This window comes from Dyella sp. (assembly GCF_036746095.1).
Classification (GTDB): Bacteria; Pseudomonadota; Gammaproteobacteria; order Xanthomonadales; family Rhodanobacteraceae; genus Dyella_B.
The window spans coordinates 1-16,000 of sequence record NZ_DAIOEU010000045.1; the positions used below are offsets into that span (position 1 = coordinate 1).

14 protein-coding genes are annotated in these 16,000 nt (G+C 63.2%); 13 read left to right on the forward strand and 1 reads right to left on the reverse strand.

What is annotated here, in order from left to right:
* Positions 1 to 886 (forward strand): 30S ribosomal protein S2 (gene rpsB / locus V7M64_RS16300; RefSeq protein WP_333680513.1); only part of this gene is annotated, 886 nt, incomplete at its 5' end.
* A gap of 57 nt (positions 887 to 943) precedes the next feature.
* A complete protein-coding gene (gene tsf / locus V7M64_RS16305; protein WP_333680514.1) occupies positions 944 to 1,825 on the forward strand; it encodes a translation elongation factor Ts in 882 nt (293 codons plus the stop codon).
* A 100-nt stretch (positions 1,826 to 1,925) separates the two neighbouring features.
* On the opposite strand, the gene V7M64_RS16310 is transcribed toward tsf, so the two are convergent.
* Complete coding sequence (locus V7M64_RS16310) at positions 1,926 to 2,351, reverse strand: VOC family protein (protein WP_333680515.1); 426 nt, start codon at positions 2,349 to 2,351, stop codon at positions 1,926 to 1,928.
* A gap of 183 nt (positions 2,352 to 2,534) precedes the next feature.
* Between V7M64_RS16310 and pyrH the strand changes: the two genes are divergently transcribed.
* The 11 genes from pyrH to lpxB all read left to right on the forward strand — a co-directional run bounded on the left by pyrH (position 2,535) and on the right by lpxB (position 15,988).
* Entirely contained in the window at positions 2,535 to 3,257 is a 723-nt protein-coding gene (pyrH, locus tag V7M64_RS16315) for a UMP kinase (protein WP_333680516.1), read from the forward strand.
* An 89-nt stretch (positions 3,258 to 3,346) separates the two neighbouring features.
* The gene (gene frr, locus V7M64_RS16320; RefSeq protein ID WP_333680517.1) at positions 3,347 to 3,904 is read left to right on the forward strand and encodes a ribosome recycling factor; all 558 of its coding nucleotides are present in this window, start codon (positions 3,347 to 3,349) and stop codon (positions 3,902 to 3,904) included.
* A 264-nt stretch (positions 3,905 to 4,168) separates the two neighbouring features.
* Positions 4,169 to 4,915 (forward strand): polyprenyl diphosphate synthase, encoded by a 747-nt coding sequence (gene uppS, locus V7M64_RS16325; protein WP_333680518.1) that lies wholly within the window; start codon positions 4,169 to 4,171, stop codon positions 4,913 to 4,915.
* 172 nt (positions 4,916 to 5,087) lie between these two features.
* A complete protein-coding gene (locus V7M64_RS16330) occupies positions 5,088 to 5,915 on the forward strand; it encodes a phosphatidate cytidylyltransferase (RefSeq protein ID WP_333680520.1) in 828 nt (275 codons plus the stop codon).
* A gap of 190 nt (positions 5,916 to 6,105) precedes the next feature.
* Entirely contained in the window at positions 6,106 to 7,458 is a 1,353-nt protein-coding gene (rseP, locus tag V7M64_RS16335; protein WP_333680522.1) for an RIP metalloprotease RseP, read from the forward strand.
* Positions 7,459 to 7,676: 218 nt separating this feature from the next.
* Positions 7,677 to 10,112, forward strand: coding sequence for an outer membrane protein assembly factor BamA (gene bamA / locus V7M64_RS16340; protein WP_333680524.1), 2,436 nt, complete (start codon positions 7,677 to 7,679; stop codon positions 10,110 to 10,112).
* Between the two features lie 144 nt (positions 10,113 to 10,256).
* Positions 10,257 to 12,320, forward strand: coding sequence for a glycosyltransferase family 39 protein (locus V7M64_RS16345; RefSeq protein ID WP_333680526.1), 2,064 nt, complete (start codon positions 10,257 to 10,259; stop codon positions 12,318 to 12,320).
* A 117-nt stretch (positions 12,321 to 12,437) separates the two neighbouring features.
* A complete protein-coding gene (gene lpxD / locus V7M64_RS16350) occupies positions 12,438 to 13,466 on the forward strand; it encodes a UDP-3-O-(3-hydroxymyristoyl)glucosamine N-acyltransferase (protein WP_333680528.1) in 1,029 nt (342 codons plus the stop codon).
* Positions 13,459 to 13,932, forward strand: coding sequence for a 3-hydroxyacyl-ACP dehydratase FabZ (gene fabZ / locus V7M64_RS16355; RefSeq protein WP_333680530.1), 474 nt, complete (start codon positions 13,459 to 13,461; stop codon positions 13,930 to 13,932). Before lpxD ends, fabZ begins: the two co-directional genes overlap by 8 nt.
* The gene (gene lpxA, locus V7M64_RS16360) at positions 13,929 to 14,717 is read left to right on the forward strand and encodes an acyl-ACP--UDP-N-acetylglucosamine O-acyltransferase (protein WP_333680531.1); all 789 of its coding nucleotides are present in this window, start codon (positions 13,929 to 13,931) and stop codon (positions 14,715 to 14,717) included. Before fabZ ends, lpxA begins: the two co-directional genes overlap by 4 nt.
* Before the next feature lie 56 nt (positions 14,718 to 14,773).
* The gene (gene lpxB / locus V7M64_RS16365) at positions 14,774 to 15,988 is read left to right on the forward strand and encodes a lipid-A-disaccharide synthase (protein ID WP_333680532.1); all 1,215 of its coding nucleotides are present in this window, start codon (positions 14,774 to 14,776) and stop codon (positions 15,986 to 15,988) included.
* Positions 15,989 to 16,000 lie beyond the last annotated feature (12 nt).

The following is a 16,000-nucleotide window of genomic DNA, read 5'->3' on the forward strand; positions in this document are numbered from 1 at the left end:
CCAGATGCTGGAAGCTGGCGTGCATTTCGGTCACCAGACCCGCTACTGGAACCCGAAGATGGCCCCGTACATCTTTGGCGCCCGCGGCAAGATCCACATCATCAATCTCGAAAAGACCCTGCCGCTGTTCACCGACGCGATGAACTTCCTGTCGGGTCTGGCGCAGAAGCGCGGTACCGTGCTGTTCGTGGGCACCAAGCGTTCCGCCCGCGAAGCCCTGGCCGAAGAAGCCGCCCGCGCCGGCATGCCCTTCGTCACCGCCCGCTGGCTCGGCGGCATGCTCACCAACTTCCGCACCGTCAAGCAGTCCGTGGGCCGCCTGAAGGAACTCGAGGCCGCCGAAACCGACGGCAGCTTCGAGAAGCTGGTCAAGCACGAAGTGCTGGCCCTGCGCCGCGAGCGCGCCAAGCTGGAAAACTCGCTCGGCGGCATCAAGAACATGAACCGCCTGCCCGACGCGCTGTTCGTGGTCGACATCGGCCATGAAAACATCGCCGTACAGGAAGCCAAGAAGCTCGGCATCCCGGTCATCGCCGTGGTCGACACCAACTACAACCCGGAGCTGGTGGATTACCCGATCCCAGGCAACGACGACGCCATCCGCGCCATCCAACTGTACGCCCGCGCTGCTGCCGATTCGATCCTGGAAGGCAAGGCTGCTGCGCCGGCCGCTGCCCAGGGCGACGCCAACGAATTCGTCGAGCTGGACGAGGCAGGCAACCCGGTCGCGAAGGAAGAGGACGAGCGCCGTGCCGCTCCGCCGCGCCGCAACGCACCGGCCAAGAAGGGCTCGGGCCGCGGCGACCGCGACGGCGGCCGTGGTGGTCGTAACGACCGCGGTGGCCGTGGTGGCCGCGCGCAGGCCGATACTGCCGACGCCGACTAAGTCTTAAAACATGCCGGGCGCACCTGCGTCCGGCATCCCAAGTTTCCGAGGGATCCCATGAGCAATATTTCCGCCCAACTGGTCAAGGAACTCCGTGAGCGTTCCGGTGCCGGCATGATGGAATGCAAAAAGGCGCTGGTCGAAAACAATGGCGACATCGAAGTCGCCATGGAATGGCTGCGCAAGTCGGGCCTCGCCAAGGCCGACAAGAAGGCCGGCCGCGTGGCCGCCGAAGGCCGCATCGTCGCCGCCCAAGCCAACGGCCATGCCGTGCTGGTCGAAGTGAACTGCGAAACCGACTTCGTCACCAAGAACCCCGACTTCGTGACCTTCAGCGACAACGTCGCCGGGATCGCGCTGAAGTCCGGCGCCAAAGACGTCGACGCCCTGAAGGCAGCCGCCTATCCGGGCGGCGGCACGGTCGAGGAAGCTTCCAAGGCCCTGGTCGCCACCATCGGCGAGAACATCCAGGTTCGCCGCATGGCGCAGGTGGCCAACGACGACGTGATCGCTAGCTACCTGCACGGTGGCCGCATCGGCGTACTGGTGGCCCTGAAGGGCGGCTCCGACGAGCTGGCCAAGGGCATCGCCATGCACGTGGCCGCGATGAATCCGCAGTTCGTGCGCGCGGAAGACGTGCCGGCCGATTTCCTGGCGAAGGAAAAGGACATCGCGCTGAGCCAGATGTCCGACAAGGAGAAAAACAAGCCGGCCGACATCCTGGAAAAGATCGTCAGCGGCAAGGTCGCCAAGATCATTTCCGAAGTCACCCTGCTGGGCCAGGCCTACGTGCTGGACACCAACGTCACCGTCGGCGACGCGCTGAAGAAGGAAGGCGCCGACGTAGTCTCGGTGGTGCGCTTGGCGGTCGGCGAAGGCATCGAGAAGGTGGAAGAGGATTTCGCCGCTGAAGTGATGAAGCAGGCAGGCCTGGCGTAATAAATCGCTACGCTTCGCTTACATGAAAGGCCGCGGGAAACCGCGGCCTTTTATTTTTTGCTGGCTGGTCAGCACAGCGTAACCCGCGTATTTCGCCAGCCTAAGGAACGCCATGAAGCACGGCAGGTTCCGGCTTCACCCTCGGCTGCAACAGGTCCCACTTGTTGCCGTACAGATCTTCGAACACCGCCACGATGCCATATGGCTCTTCGCGTGGCGGCTCCAAAAAACGCACGCCGCGCGCACGCATTGCTTCGTAGCGGGCACGGAAATCGTCAACGTGCAGGAAAAGAAACACGCGACCACCACCCTGCTCCCCAACGTAGGCATCCTGTCCGGCCGTGCTCGCCTGCGCCAGCAGCAGACGCGTTTCGCGCGAACCAGGCGGCGCCACCAGCACCCAGCGCTTGCCACCGCCCAGCGGCGTGTCTTCGACCAGCTCGAAATCCAGGCAACCGGTATAGAACGCGATGGCCTCGTCGTAGTCACGCACCAGCAGTGCGACGGCAGCGATGGTGTGGTGCATGGCGAGCTCCGGCTGTGAGTGCAATGTGAAACGCATCAAGCATAAAAGCACGCGCTGACGGCTGCGACGACCTCCGCTACAATGCCGTCGTTTTGCTTGAGGCATTTGTACGCAATGCCTGACGATGATCCGGAACCGTCCTTACGCAGCGCTTCCGGCTTTCACCCCACAACCGGAGCCCCCATGAGCGACCAGCCAAAGTACCGACGCATCCTGCTCAAACTCTCCGGCGAAGCACTGATGGGTGAAGCCGACTACGGCATCGATCCCAAGGTGATCGGCCGCCTGGCCGATGAAATTATCGAAGTGCAGAAGATCGGCATGCAGGTCGGCGTGGTGATCGGCGGCGGCAATATCTTCCGCGGAGCAGGCTTGGCAGCAGCTGGCATGGACCGCGTCACTGGCGATCACATGGGCATGCTGGCCACGGTAATGAACGCGCTGGCCATGCAGGATGCGATCGAGAAACGCGGCGGCTTTGCCCGCGTGATGAGCGCCATCCAGATCCATGACGTTGCCGAGGATTTCATTCGCCGCCGCGCCATTCGCCACATTGAAAAGGGCCGCATCGCGCTGTTCGCCGCAGGCACCGGCAACCCCTTCTTCACTACCGACTCGGCCGCTGCACTGCGCGCGATCGAGGTCGGGGCCGATCTGCTGCTCAAGGCCACCAAGGTCGACGGCGTATACACCGCCGACCCGGCCAAGCACAGCGACGCCAAGCGGTTCGAGCAACTCACTTACGACCAGGTGATCGAACGCAAGCTGGCCGTGATGGATACCGCCGCGATCGCACTGTGCCGTGACCATCGCATGCCACTGCGCATCTATGACATGACCGTGCCGGGCAACCTGATGCGCATCATGCATGGAGAGCCGATCGGCACCCTGGTCGACGCAAGCTGACTACCCACCTTGTTCTCCGCGCTCTCCAAGGGAGGGGGCGGGAAGTTACTGTTATACTTGCCGGCTTGCACGCCATCGGGTGATTTCACATGCTCAACGACATCAAACGCGATGCCCAGACCCGCATGGGCAAGAGCATCGATGCCCTCAAGCACGACTTGTCCCGCCTGCGCACCGGCCGCGCAAGCACGACGCTGGTTGACGGCATCAAGGTTCCCTACTACGGCTCGGACATGCCGCTCAATCAAGTGGCGACGGTGGCCCTGGCCGATGGTCGCTCGATCGTCATCACGCCGTTCGAGAAGAGCATGGTCGGTCCGGTCGAGAAAGCCCTGCTGGCTTCCGATCTTGGCATCACGCCCACCACCGCCGGCACGGTGATTCGCCTCAATATGCCGCCGCTCACCGAGGAGCGCCGCCGCGAACTGGCCAAGCACGTGTCGCATGAAGGCGAGAATGCGAAGGTCGCCATCCGCAACGTCCGCCGCGACGCCTTGCAGCAGGTCAAGGATCTGCTCAAGGACAAAAAGATCACCGAGGACGAAGAGCGCAAGGCGGACGAAGAGATCCAGAAGCTCACCGACCAATTCGTCAAGGAAGTGGACAAGTTGGCCAAGGCAAAAGAAGAAGAGTTGATGTCCATGTAAGGCCATCGCAGCATGCCGAGTCGCTACGACCGGCATGCGCGTCCAGGCCGATTGACGGAGGAGCAAAGAAGGGTGAGGGGTCCATCTTGCACTGCCACCGTCCCCATGTGGGCTCCGGGCCAACGGAACGCGTGAACCGGCTTCCGCCATCATTCCCCCGGCAGCGGGGGCAGAACGGGGCCGATATGTGGCCTTTCGCTGGCGAATGCGACTTCGGCAAGCTCCCGGACGCAGCAGCGTAGCCGCCACCGTTACTCTCCATCCATGACCACGACCACGTTCAAACACATACCGCGCCATATCGGCATCGTGATGGATGGCAATGGGCGCTGGGCGAAAGCCCGCCATCGTCCTCGCAGCTTTGGCCACAACGCTGGTCGCAAAGCCGTGCGCGAGGTCGTGGAAGGCTGCATTCGCCACGGCGTGGAGGCGCTGACGCTGTTCGCCTTCTCCAGCGAGAACTGGCAGCGGCCGCCGGATGAAGTCAGCGCGCTGCTGGACCTCTTCATGCGCGCACTGGACAAGGAAGTGGACGAGCTGGACGAAAACGGTGTACGCCTGCGCTTCATCGGGGATTTGTCCGCCTTCGACAAGACGCTGGAAAAGCGCATGATCGATGCGATGCATCGCACCTCGGGCAACATCAAGCTGCATTTGAACATCGCCGTGAACTACGGCGGCCGCTGGGACGTCGTGCAGGCGGCACGCAAAGCGGCCATGGCAGTGGCGCAAGGCGAACTCTCGGTGGACGACATCGACGAAGCGTCGTTCGACCATTGGACCAGCCTGTCCGAAGTGCCACCGCTGGACTTGTTCATCCGGACCGGCGGCGATCACCGGATCAGCAATTTCCTGCTGTGGCAGCTAGCCTATGCTGAGCTGTATTTCACTGAAACGCTGTGGCCGGACTTCAACCAGGCCTCGCTGCAGCTTGCCATCAACGACTTTGCCCGCCGCGAACGGCGCTTCGGCCGCACCGGCGAACAAGTTGCACAGGCAGCGGTACGTTGAGCCGGCTTGCGGTGGCCCGGCGCTCTGGCCTGAAACTTTCTGCTCTAGGGGCGAGGAGTAATCGAGGCATGCGTGCCGACTTGCGACGACGTGTAAATCTGGCCAGCAGCCGTACCTCCCGCCGCCCACTTTCCCCCGCGGCAGCTGTCGCCGCGAGCTGCTAGGAAGCCCCATGCTGCGACAGCGTGTCATTACCGCCCTGCTCCTTGCGCCACTGGCGATCCTGCTGGTCCTGCTGCTGCCGACCAGCGTATTTGCCTGCCTCCTGGCCATCGCCTTTTTGGCCGCTGCCTGGGAGTGGTCGCGGCTGGCCGGCATGACAAGCCGCGTGACGCGCGGCGCGCTGCTCGGCTTCGCCCTACTGGCCTTCGTGGCACTGTGGTTGTTGCGGAGCACGCCATGGCTATGGCCCGTACTGATCATGGCCGGCGTCGCGTGGTGGCTGCTGGTATGCGTATGGCTACGCCATTTCGCCTTCGCGGCGGCGCCGACGCCTGAAAACCGCAACCTCAAACTGTTGGCCGGCGCTTTCGTGGTATTCCCGGCCTGGGTAGCCGCGCTGGACATTCACGGTAGTCCGTCGCACGGCCATGCATGGACGTTCCTGGCCATGCTGCTGGTCTGGGCAGCCGACACCGGCGCCTATTTCGCCGGCAGCTGGTTTGGCAAGGGCAAGCGCAAGCTGGCGCCGCAGATCAGTCCCGGCAAGACCTGGGTGGGGGTATACGGGGCATTCGCCTCCAGCTCGCTGGTAGCCGCTGCAGCCGGATGGCTGTTGGGCGTGCATGACCTGCGCCTGCTCGGCCTGATCGTGGTCAGCATCGTGACGGTTGCCGCCTCGATCATCGGCGACCTGCTGGAAAGCCTGATGAAACGCCACGCAAACGTCAAAGACTCCGGTGCTCTTTTTCCCGGACACGGTGGCCTGCTGGACCGCCTGGACAGTGTGTTCGCCGCGTTGCCGGTGTTTGCGCTGGGAAAGCTCTTGCTGGGGCTTTGAGGCACACATACCCGAGTCTCCTCTCCAGCAAGCGGAGGAGGAGGAGGAAAGAACGGAACTGCCGCTGCCCATCGCGGTCGATATCCCAATCCCGAGCGTACGCCACCGCGCAGCTTTTCCAGTCGCCCGGCGGGTACTTCGCAACGCTTGCTGATAAGCTTTGAATTCCCAAGAAGACGTACCCGCTTTGATGAATCCCTTTTTCGGCTCGGTGTTCTGGTTGCTGGTCACGCTAGGCGTGCTGGTGACCTTTCACGAATTCGGACACTACTGGGTCGCCCGCCGCTGTGGTGTGAAAGTGCTGCGCTTCTCGGTCGGCTTCGGCCGCGCCGTATGGAAGCGCATTGGCCGGGACGGCACCGAATACCAGATCGCCGCGATTCCGCTCGGTGGCTACGTCAAGATGCTCGATGCGCGCGAGGGTGAGGTCGATCCCGCCGAACGCCATCAGGAGTTCACTGCGCAGCCGATCTGGAAACGCATCGCCATCGTCGCCGCCGGCCCGGGCTTCAATGTCATTTTCACCATCGCCGCGTTCTGGTTGATGTTCGTCATGGGCCGTACGGACTACGCGCCGATCGTCACCGCGGCGCCGCAAAGCCTGGCCGCCGAAGCAGGCATCCATGAAGGCGACCGCCTGCTCGCCGTTGGCGGTGAACCGGTCGCCACCTGGAGCGGTTCGTACGACGTCATCGCCAACGCGCTGCTCGGCCGCACGCCACTGGCCGTCACCGTGCGCGGTACGGATGGCACGCAGCGCTCGCTGGTGCTACCGCTCAACCGCCTGCCGGCCGGCGAAGACGTGGGGCAATATCTGGACAAGCTGGGTCTGGAACTGGCACCGCCGCCACCGGTCGCCGCCACCGTCGAACCCGGCGACCCTGCCGCACTGGCCGGCTTGCAGGGCGGTGATCGCATCCTGCGCATCAACGGCACCGCGGTGAAGAACGATTTCAATGACATCGGCACGCTGGTAAAGGCTGCGGCCGCGAAATCGCCGCGGCTCTCGATCGACGTAGAGCGTCACGGGAAGCCGCTGAACTTCATCGTCACGGCGCAAATGAAATCCGAAAAAGGCCAGCCTGCGCAGTGGATCATCGGCATCACCAGCCCGGCTGCTGAAGTCGCCATCCAGCATTACGGGCCGGCCAAGGCGATGGTTGAATCGCTGAGCCTCACCTGGCAGCGCACCACCGACACCTTCAGCATGGTCGGCAAGATGCTCACCGGCGAGGCGTCGACGAAGAACATTTCCGGCGTCATCGGCATTGCGCAGGTCGCCAACGCGGCAGCGCAAATGGGCCTGGATCGGTTCCTCGAATTCCTCGGCCTGGTGTCGCTGAGCCTGGCCATCATCAATCTGCTGCCCATCCCGGTCTTGGATGGCGGCCATCTGCTGTATTACCTTATCGAGCTGGCCAAAGGCAGCCCGGTCAGCGAGCGGACCATGATCGCGGGCCAGTACGTGGGCATCGCCTTGCTGTTCACGCTGATGGGGTTGGCGTTCTACAACGACATCCATCGCATCATCCTGCCCTCGTGAGACGGATGCGCGCCGCCTGCAACCTCATGGTTGAGTGCTGGCCGCGGCTATCCTATGCGTGGCAAACCTCGCGTCCTGCGCGGCAACCGGTATGTCTTTGCCGGCCATGCCAGCGCAAGTGGGGAACAACATGAGGCCGGGATGATTGCCGGCCTTGGAAAAAATGCAGCGGGGCGGCCGCATGGCCGCCCCGTCCGAATAACACAACGGAATCGACGATGAAGCGTATCGCCGCCCTGATCCTGCTTGCCTCCCTGTCCACCAGCGCATTCGCGCTGGACCCCTTTGTCGTTTCCGACATCCGCATCGAGGGCCTGAACCGCATTTCCGCGGGTACCGTGTTCAACTACCTGCAGATCAACAAGGGCGACCGGCTCACCACCGAAGAAGCCCAGCAGGCCATTCGCGCGCTGTACAACACCAAGTTCTTCAGCGATGTGGAACTGGATCGCGACGGCAACATCCTGGTGATCAAGGTGACCGAGCGTCCATCGATCGCCAAGCTGTCGATCCGCGGCAACAGCGACATCAAGACCGATGACCTGAAGAAGGGCTTGAAGGAAATCGGCCTGTCCGAAGGCGAAACCTTCGACCGCCTGGCGCTGGACCGCGTGCAGCAGGAACTGATCCGCCAGTACTACAACCGCGGCAAGTACAACGTCTCGGTGATCCCGCACGTCACCACGCTTGACCGCAACCGTGTATCCATCGACATCGAGATCCGCGAAGGCAAGGTTGCCAAGGTCAAGGAAGTGAACATCGTCGGCAATACGGCGTTCACCGACAAGGAAATCGAAGACAACTTCGAAACCGGCACCACCAACCTGCTCTCCTGGTACTCCAAGAACGACCAGTACTCGCAGGACAAGCTTTCCGGCGACCTGAAGAAGCTGCAGTCCTACTACATGGATCGCGGCTACGCCGACTTCGGCATCGACTCCACCCAGGTCACCATCGCGCCGGACAAGCGTGCGATGTATATCGCCGCCGACGTGGTTCAGGGCGACATCTACCACATCTCCGCCACGCACCTGCTCGGCCAGCTGATCCTGCCGGAAGACACGCTGCGCAAGCTGGTGTTCGTGAAGGATGGCGACCTGTTCAATCGCCGCGCCATCGAAGCCACCTCCGATTCGATCAAGGCACTGCTGGCCAACATCGGCTACGCCTTCGCCAAGGTCAACTCGGTGCCCAAGCTCGACAAAGACAAGAAGACCGTCGACGTGACCTGGTACATCCAGCCAGGTCCGCGCGTGTACGTGCGCCGCGTGATCTTCCAGGGCAATACCCGCACGGAAGACGACGTGCTGCGCCGTGAAATGCGCCAGCTCGAAGGCGCGTGGTACTCGCAGGCGGCGATCGACCGTTCGAAGATCCGCCTGCAACAGCTGGGCTACTTCAAGACGGTCACCATCGACAAGCAGACGGTGCCCGGCAGCGACGACGAAGTCGACCTGACGGTGAAGGTGGAAGAACAGTCCGCCGGCAGCCTGACCTTCGGCGTGGGCTACTCGCAGTACTCGGGCATCATCCTGTCCTCCTCGGTGTCGCAGAACAACTTCCTCGGCACCGGCGACCGCTTCAGCGTCGGCGCGCAGCGCAGCGATTACCTCACCTCGATCAATGCGAGTTACTACAACCCGTATCTGACCGAGAACGGTATCGGCATCGGCTACAACGCTACCTTCTCGAAGGCCGACTACAGCAGCCTGGGCAGCCAGTACGCGAGCTACTCGAACAGCACCAAATCGTTCTCCACCACGATCGGCATTCCGATCACCGACTTCGATCGCCTGAGCGGCAGCCTCGGCATCGGCAGCACCAAGATCAACACCTATTACGGTTACACGCCGCAGGTGCTGATCGACTACATCAACGCGCTGGGCCACGAGACCATCCACACCTGGACCGGCTCGCTGAGCTGGATCCATGACACGCGCAACTCCTACTGGGCACCCACCCACGGCGGCCAGCTCACCGCGGGCGTGAACGTGGCGCTGCCAGGCTCCACCGTGCAGTACTGGACCTTCAACGGCGAAGCCAACCACTACTGGCCGTTGTGGAAGGGTTTCGTGCTGTACCTGGATGGCAAGGTGGCCTACGGCGATACCTATGGCACGCAGAAATTCCAGAACACCACGGCCGACTACGATGCCGCCACCGGTGTCGGCTACAAGGCTGGCGACAAGGTCACCTTCCCGTTCTGGATGAACTTCTACGCCGGTGGCGTGACCGACCTGCGCGGCTTCCAGGACAATACGCTAGGTCCGCGCGCCTGCGCGGGCGCGGCATCGAATGGCAGTCCGATTACGCCAGATCCCAAAACGGGTTACTGCAACAACAGTCCGTATACCTACGCGCAACCGATCGGCGGTGCGTTCAAGGTGCTGGGCACGGCCGAGATCTACCTGCCGCTGCCGTTCCTCAAGGACATCAATACCGCACGCGTGTCGTTGTTCATGGACGTCGGCCAGGCCTATCAGAATGTCCAGAGCTTCAGCGCGAAGACGCTGGACGCATCGGCCGGTATCTCGCTGCACTGGCAGGCTCCGATCGGCCCGTTGATCATCAGCCTGGGCACGCCGATCCGCTCGCAACCGGGCGACAGCCAGTACGAAGAACGCATCCAGTTCACCTTCGGCAGCCAGTTCTAGTTGCCGCCATGCGAGGGCCGCGTGCCGCTTCGGCACGCGGCCCTCGGCGTTTCTGCAGATCGGCCACAGCTGCGAGCGCTCCACCCATTGCAAAACGCATGGCTTCCGTTCAATCCTCCCGTGTTCCACTGGGGAAACGAAACGATGCAAACTACCCGATCGCGCTGGACTGGGACGATCGAGCACGCCAGGAAGCGGCACATCTTCATAGGCATCCTCGCCGCATTGCTGATGCTGGTGTTTGCCATCCAGATCGTAAGCGTCGTGCAGCAGGAATCGCTCAGCTGGGATGAAGGCGATCACATCTTTGCCGGTTACATGGGATGGAAAACCCACGACTACGGCTTCAATCCCGAGCACCCGCCGTTGATGAAGGCGCTGGCGACGATCCCGCTGCTGGGCTTGCCGCTGAAAACGCCGGTCGATCAGCATCGCTTCTTCAAAGAGGAAGCCTATCTCGACGGGCGCGAACTGCTATTCCACAACCCGCCCTACAGCGTGGAATCGCTGACGCTGCGCGTGCGGCTCGCCGCCGGCATCGTCGCCATGCTGCTGGCTGCGCTGGTGTTCTTTGCGGCATGGGAGATGTTCGGCGCCGGTGCCGGCCTGCTGGCGCTAGCGCTGCTGGCGTTCGATCCGAACATGCTCGCGCACAGCGCACTGGTCACGACCGACATCGGCGTCTCGTGCTTCTTCCTGGCCGCGATCTACGCGTTCTATCGCTATCGGAAGAAACCTTCCTTGGCTCGACTGCTGGTGGCAGGCATCACGGCTGGGCTTGCGTTGGCAACGAAGCATTCCGCCATTCTGTTGATTCCCATGCTTGCAGCGCTGGCGCTGATCGAGCTCGCATGCCGATTCGACACGGGCGACGCCCAAGCAAGCCTGCCCAAGCGTGCATGGCGCCTGGGCATTGGACTGGTTGCGATCGGTGCCATCGCCCTGCTCGTCTTGTGGAGCTTCTATGGCTTTCGCTACGCAGCCCGCCCAGGAGTGCTGCGCCTGGCTCCCACGCTGGCCGAATACGTAAAACCGCTGAGCCCGCTGGAGGCCAAAGGCATCCTCCTGCTGGCGCGATGGCACGTGCTGCCGGAGTCCTACCTGTATGGCCTTACGGACGTGCGCTCGATGGCCAACGGCATGCCGAGTTTCATCTTCGGCAAGGTGTTCGAGCACGGCGTGACGTATTACTTCCCGGCAGTGCTGGCGATCAAGTCGACGCTTGGCTTTCTCGGCCTGCTCATCCTTGCGTTTGCGGCACTCGCCGCCGGCAGGCTGCGCCGGTGGCGTGCCGTACTGTTCCTGCTGCTGCCGGCACTGATCTATTTCGTCGTGGCGATGGGTTCCAGCCTGAACATCGGCGCCCGGCACATTTTGCCGGTCTATGTTTTCCTGATCGTGCTGGCAGCTGGTGGATGCTGGGCCTGGGTGCAACGCAACGGCGGCTGGAGCCGTCGGTGGGCCGCGGTGGTGGCCGTGCTGCTGTACGCGCACGTGGCATCGTCGCTGCGCGCCTATCCCAACTACATGGCGTTCTCGAACGAGCTATGGGGCGGACCAAGCCAAACGTACAGGGTGCTTACCGATTCCAACGCGGACTGGGCTCAGCAATTGCTGGCCGTCAGGGAATATCTCGGCCGGCGTGACATCAAGGAATGCTGGTTCGCGTATTTCGCCGATCCATTCCTGCGGCCGGCAGATTACGGCATTCCGTGCAAACCGCTGCCCACGCCCGATGCCGCATGGGAAAAGATGGCCTACGACGTGCCGGAACGGGTTCACGGACCGGTGCTGATCAGCGCAGGCGACTGGACCTGGTTCGAAATGGGCTCGAGCGTGCTCAATCCCTACCGGCAGTTCCAGGCGCTTGAACCTGCGGCGGTGATTCAGGGCGGCGTGCTGGTGTACCAGGGCGACTTCCGCTTGCCGCTGGCTTCGGCACTCGGCCATGTACAGCGATCGGCCGCACTGCTGGATCAAAAGAACCCGGCCGGCGCGCTGGCGGAAGCGCAAAAAGCGGTGGCGATCGCGCCCGACGACCTGCAACCCGAGGAAGCATTCGGCGATGCACTGGCCGCCACCGGCGACAAGGAGCAGGCCCGCGTCGCCTACGGCAAAGCACTGGCAGTGGCCGCCAGCATGGAAGACGGTGCGCGGCAGACCTGGAGCAAACGCATCCAGGACAAGCTGCAGGCGCTTGCGCCCTGACACATCGTGCGCAAGCGGTATCCATACGCTTGCGTCTTCGGCTCCCGGACTGCGGCGTCCGACTGCGCGCGGCAAGGAGTGAACCTCTACAATGCGCCGGTTGCCCTGGAGCTTTGGATGAGCACGACCCACTACAGCGTCGCCCAACTTGCCGAGCGCTTCGGCCTCGAATTTCTTGGTGATGGTGCACGCATCATCGATGGCGTCGGCACGCTTGCCGGCGCGGGCCCAAGCCAACTCAGCTTTCTGTCCAACAGCAAGTACACCGCGCAACTGGCCACGACACGCGCCGGTGTCGTCGTACTTCATGGCGATGCCGCGCAGAGCTGTCCCACCTCGGCACTGATCGCGCGCGATCCCTATGTAGCCTACGCCCATATCGCAGCCTTGTTCGAACGCCTTCCCGCTGCAGCGCCGGGCGTGCATCCCACGGCCGTGGTTGCGCCAGGTGCGCGCGTCAGTATGTCTGCGAGCATCGGTCCATGCTGTGTCGTTGACGACGGCGCCGTGGTGGAAGACGGCGCCGTGCTGGGTCCGCATTGCATCGTCGGGCCCGAGTGCACGGTCGGCGCGCAATCGCGGCTGGTCGCGCGCGTCACCCTGGTGGCACGCGTGACGCTGGGCAAGCGCGTTCTGGTGCATCCCGGCGCGGTGATCGGCTCGGACGGCTTTGGCCTGGCGTTCGATCGCGACCACTGGGTGAAGCTGCCGCAATTGGGCGGCGTGCGCATCGGCGACGACTGTGAAATCGGTGCCAACACCACCATCGACCGCGGTGCGCTGGACGACACCGTGCTGGAAGAAGACGTGCGCCTGGACAACCAGATCCAGGTCGCCCACAACGTCTACATCGGCGCACATACCGCCATGGCCGGCTGCGCCGCCGTGGCCGGCAGTGCGAAAATCGGCCGTTATTGCATGATCGGCGGCAATGCCGGCGTGCTCGGCCATCTCGAATTGGCCGACCGCGTTACCATAACGGCCAAGAGCCTGGTGACTCACTCGATTCGGGAGGCTGGCGAGTATTCCTCCGGGGTGCCGCTGCAGGAGAACCGACAGTGGCGCCGCAATGCTGCGCGCTTCAAGCACCTGGACGAATACGCGCGCCGATTGTCGGCGCTGGAAAAGGATAAGAATGATGACTGAAAGTACCGCCCCGATCACGCTGCCGGTAGGCGTCGAGCAGATCCAGCAGTTGCTGCCACACCGCTATCCGTTCCTGCTGGTGGATCGCGTGATCGAGATCGTGCCCGAGCAAAGCGTGGTGACGCTGAAGAACGTCACCATCAACGAGCCGTTTTTCAATGGCCACTTCCCTGGCCACCCCGTGATGCCCGGCGTGCTGATCGTGGAAGCCATGGCGCAATCCGCCGGCCTGCTTACCCAGATCAGCGCCCGCCTGAAAGGTAGCGCGGCCAGCCCGCTGTTCTATCTGGCCAAGGTCGACAACGCCCGTTTCAACGCGCCGGTGGTGCCGGGCGACCAGCTGCGCATGGAAGTGAAGCTCAAGCGCCTGCTGCGCAGCATGGGCCTGTTCGAGGCACATACCCTGGTCGACGGCCGCGAAGTGGCCAGCTGCGAACTGATGTGCGCGGCGAGGTCGGAGAAATGACCCATACCACTGCGATTCACCCCACCGCGCAGATCGATCCCTCGGCCGTCATCGGCAAGAATGTAAGCATCGGCGCCTTCACCGTGATCGGCGCCGAAGTGGAAATCGGCGATGACACGGTGATCGGCCCGCACGTGGTGATCCAGGGTCCCACCAAAATTGGCCGCGACAATCGTATCGCGCAATTCGCCTCGCTCGGCGGGGATCCGCAGGACATGAAGTACGGTGGCGAACGCACCGAGCTGGTCATCGGCGATCGCAACCTGATCCGCGAATTCGTCACCATCAATCGTGGCACCGGCGAAGGCGGCGGCGTCACGCGCATCGGCAACGACAACTGGCTGTTGGCCTACGTGCATGTCGCGCACGATTGCAAAATCGGCAACCACACCATCTTCTCCAACTATTCGGCGCTGGCCGGCCATGTGGAAGTGGGCGACTGGACCGTTTTCGCCGGCTATTCCGGCGCGCACCAGTTCTGCAAGATCGGCGAACACGCCTTCATCGCCATGGGCTGCCTGCTGGGCGCCGACGTGCCGCCGTTCCTGATGATGGCCAACGACCAGGCCGGCCGGCCGCGCGGGCTCAACACCACCGGCCTCAAGCGTCGCGGCTTCGAGCCGGAACGCATCACCGCGATCAAGCGTGCCTACCGCACGCTCTATACCTCCGGCCTGTCGCTGGCCGAGGCACGCGAACAGCTCGCCAGCCAGGCCGCGGAAAGCGAAGACGTGCGCGCGATGCTGGCCTTCCTGGACCGTAGTGAACGCGGGTTGGCCCGTTGATACGCGCCTCGCATATCAGCAAATCAGGCACCGCCCTTCGCTCTTGAGGCATTGTCATGGCCACTGGCGTTGAAACACCCCTCATCGCCCTGATTGCCGGCGAAGACTCCGGCGATCAACTCGGTGCCGACCTTATCATTGCCTTGCGGCGCCGCTATCCAGACGCACGCTTCGTCGGCATCGGCGGTCGCCGCATGCAGGAACACGGCTTCGAATCGTGGTACGACATCCGCGAACTGTCGCTGTTCGGTTTCGCCGAAGTGATCAGCCATCTGCCGCGGCTGCTGAAACTGCGCAAGACATTGACTGCGCGCCTGCTTGCCGCCAAGCCCGTAATCGTGGTCGGCATTGACGCGCCCGATTTCAATCTCGGTCTCGAACGCCGCCTGAAGCAAGCGGGCTTGCGCACTGTGCACTACGTCAGCCCGTCCATTTGGGCCTGGCGCGAAAAGCGGGCGGACAAGATCGGCCATAGCGTGCATCGCGTGTTGTGCCTGTTCCCGATGGAACCGCCGATCTACGCGCGCCATGGCATCGATGCACGTTTCGTCGGGCATCCACTGGCCGATCGCTTTCCGCTCGTATCCGATCGCGTACCGGCACGCCGCACCTTGCAGCTTCCACTCGATGCCCCCGTGCTGGCACTGCTGCCTGGCAGCCGCCATTCCGAATTGGAACGGATGGGCGCCATCTTCTTGGACACCGCACGACGCGTGGCTGCTGCCATGCCTGGCCTGCGCGTGGTGATTCCCGCCGCCAATCCGCGTGCGCTCGCCACGCTCAAGGCCATGCTTGCGCATCGACCGCACGACGATGCCTCGCCCATCCTGATCGACGGTCATGCGCACGAAGCGATGCTCGCCGCCGACGTCGTGCTGCTGGCATCCGGTACCGCCACGCTGGAAGCGATGCTCGCCAAGCGCCCGATGGTAGTGGGCTATCGCGTGTCGCCGTTGAGCTATCGCATCGCGCGCCTGTTCAACATGCTCAAGACCGACGTGTACGCGCTGCCCAATATCCTTGCCCGCGCCTGCGGCATGGGCAAGGACGCGCTGCTGGCGCCGGAACTGATGCAGGACGACTTCACGGCCGAGAAGCTCACGCACGCCACGCTGCAATTGTTCCGCGACAGCGAACGGCGCGGCGCCATCGTTGCCGCCTTCGAGCAATTGCATGAAGCCTTGCGCGGCCATTTGCCCGGCCACGCCGGCGACCATGCGGCGGCCGCGATCATTGAATTGATCGAAAGCCCCGCTACGATAAAGCGCTGAAGCCTGGGTTTC

Excerpts from the sequence above, each read along its gene's own strand:
- lpxD (WP_333680528.1), top strand. The coding sequence starts at position 12,438 with ATGAGCACGACCCACTACAGCGTCGCCCAACTTGCCGAGCGCTTCGGC.
- fabZ (WP_333680530.1), top strand. The coding sequence starts at position 13,459 with ATGACTGAAAGTACCGCCCCGATCACGCTGCCGGTAGGCGTCGAGCAG.
- V7M64_RS16310 (WP_333680515.1), bottom strand. The coding sequence starts at position 2,351 with ATGCACCACACCATCGCTGCCGTCGCACTGCTGGTGCGTGACTACGAC.
- V7M64_RS16330 (WP_333680520.1), top strand. The coding sequence starts at position 5,088 with ATGCTGCGACAGCGTGTCATTACCGCCCTGCTCCTTGCGCCACTGGCG.
- lpxA (WP_333680531.1), top strand. The coding sequence starts at position 13,929 with ATGACCCATACCACTGCGATTCACCCCACCGCGCAGATCGATCCCTCG.
- uppS (WP_333680518.1), top strand. The coding sequence starts at position 4,169 with ATGACCACGACCACGTTCAAACACATACCGCGCCATATCGGCATCGTG.
- frr (WP_333680517.1), top strand. The coding sequence starts at position 3,347 with ATGCTCAACGACATCAAACGCGATGCCCAGACCCGCATGGGCAAGAGC.
- pyrH (WP_333680516.1), top strand. The coding sequence starts at position 2,535 with ATGAGCGACCAGCCAAAGTACCGACGCATCCTGCTCAAACTCTCCGGC.
- rseP (WP_333680522.1), top strand. The coding sequence starts at position 6,106 with ATGAATCCCTTTTTCGGCTCGGTGTTCTGGTTGCTGGTCACGCTAGGC.
- lpxB (WP_333680532.1), top strand. The coding sequence starts at position 14,774 with ATGGCCACTGGCGTTGAAACACCCCTCATCGCCCTGATTGCCGGCGAA.
- bamA (WP_333680524.1), top strand. The coding sequence starts at position 7,677 with ATGAAGCGTATCGCCGCCCTGATCCTGCTTGCCTCCCTGTCCACCAGC.
- tsf (WP_333680514.1), top strand. The coding sequence starts at position 944 with ATGAGCAATATTTCCGCCCAACTGGTCAAGGAACTCCGTGAGCGTTCC.
- V7M64_RS16345 (WP_333680526.1), top strand. The coding sequence starts at position 10,257 with ATGCAAACTACCCGATCGCGCTGGACTGGGACGATCGAGCACGCCAGG.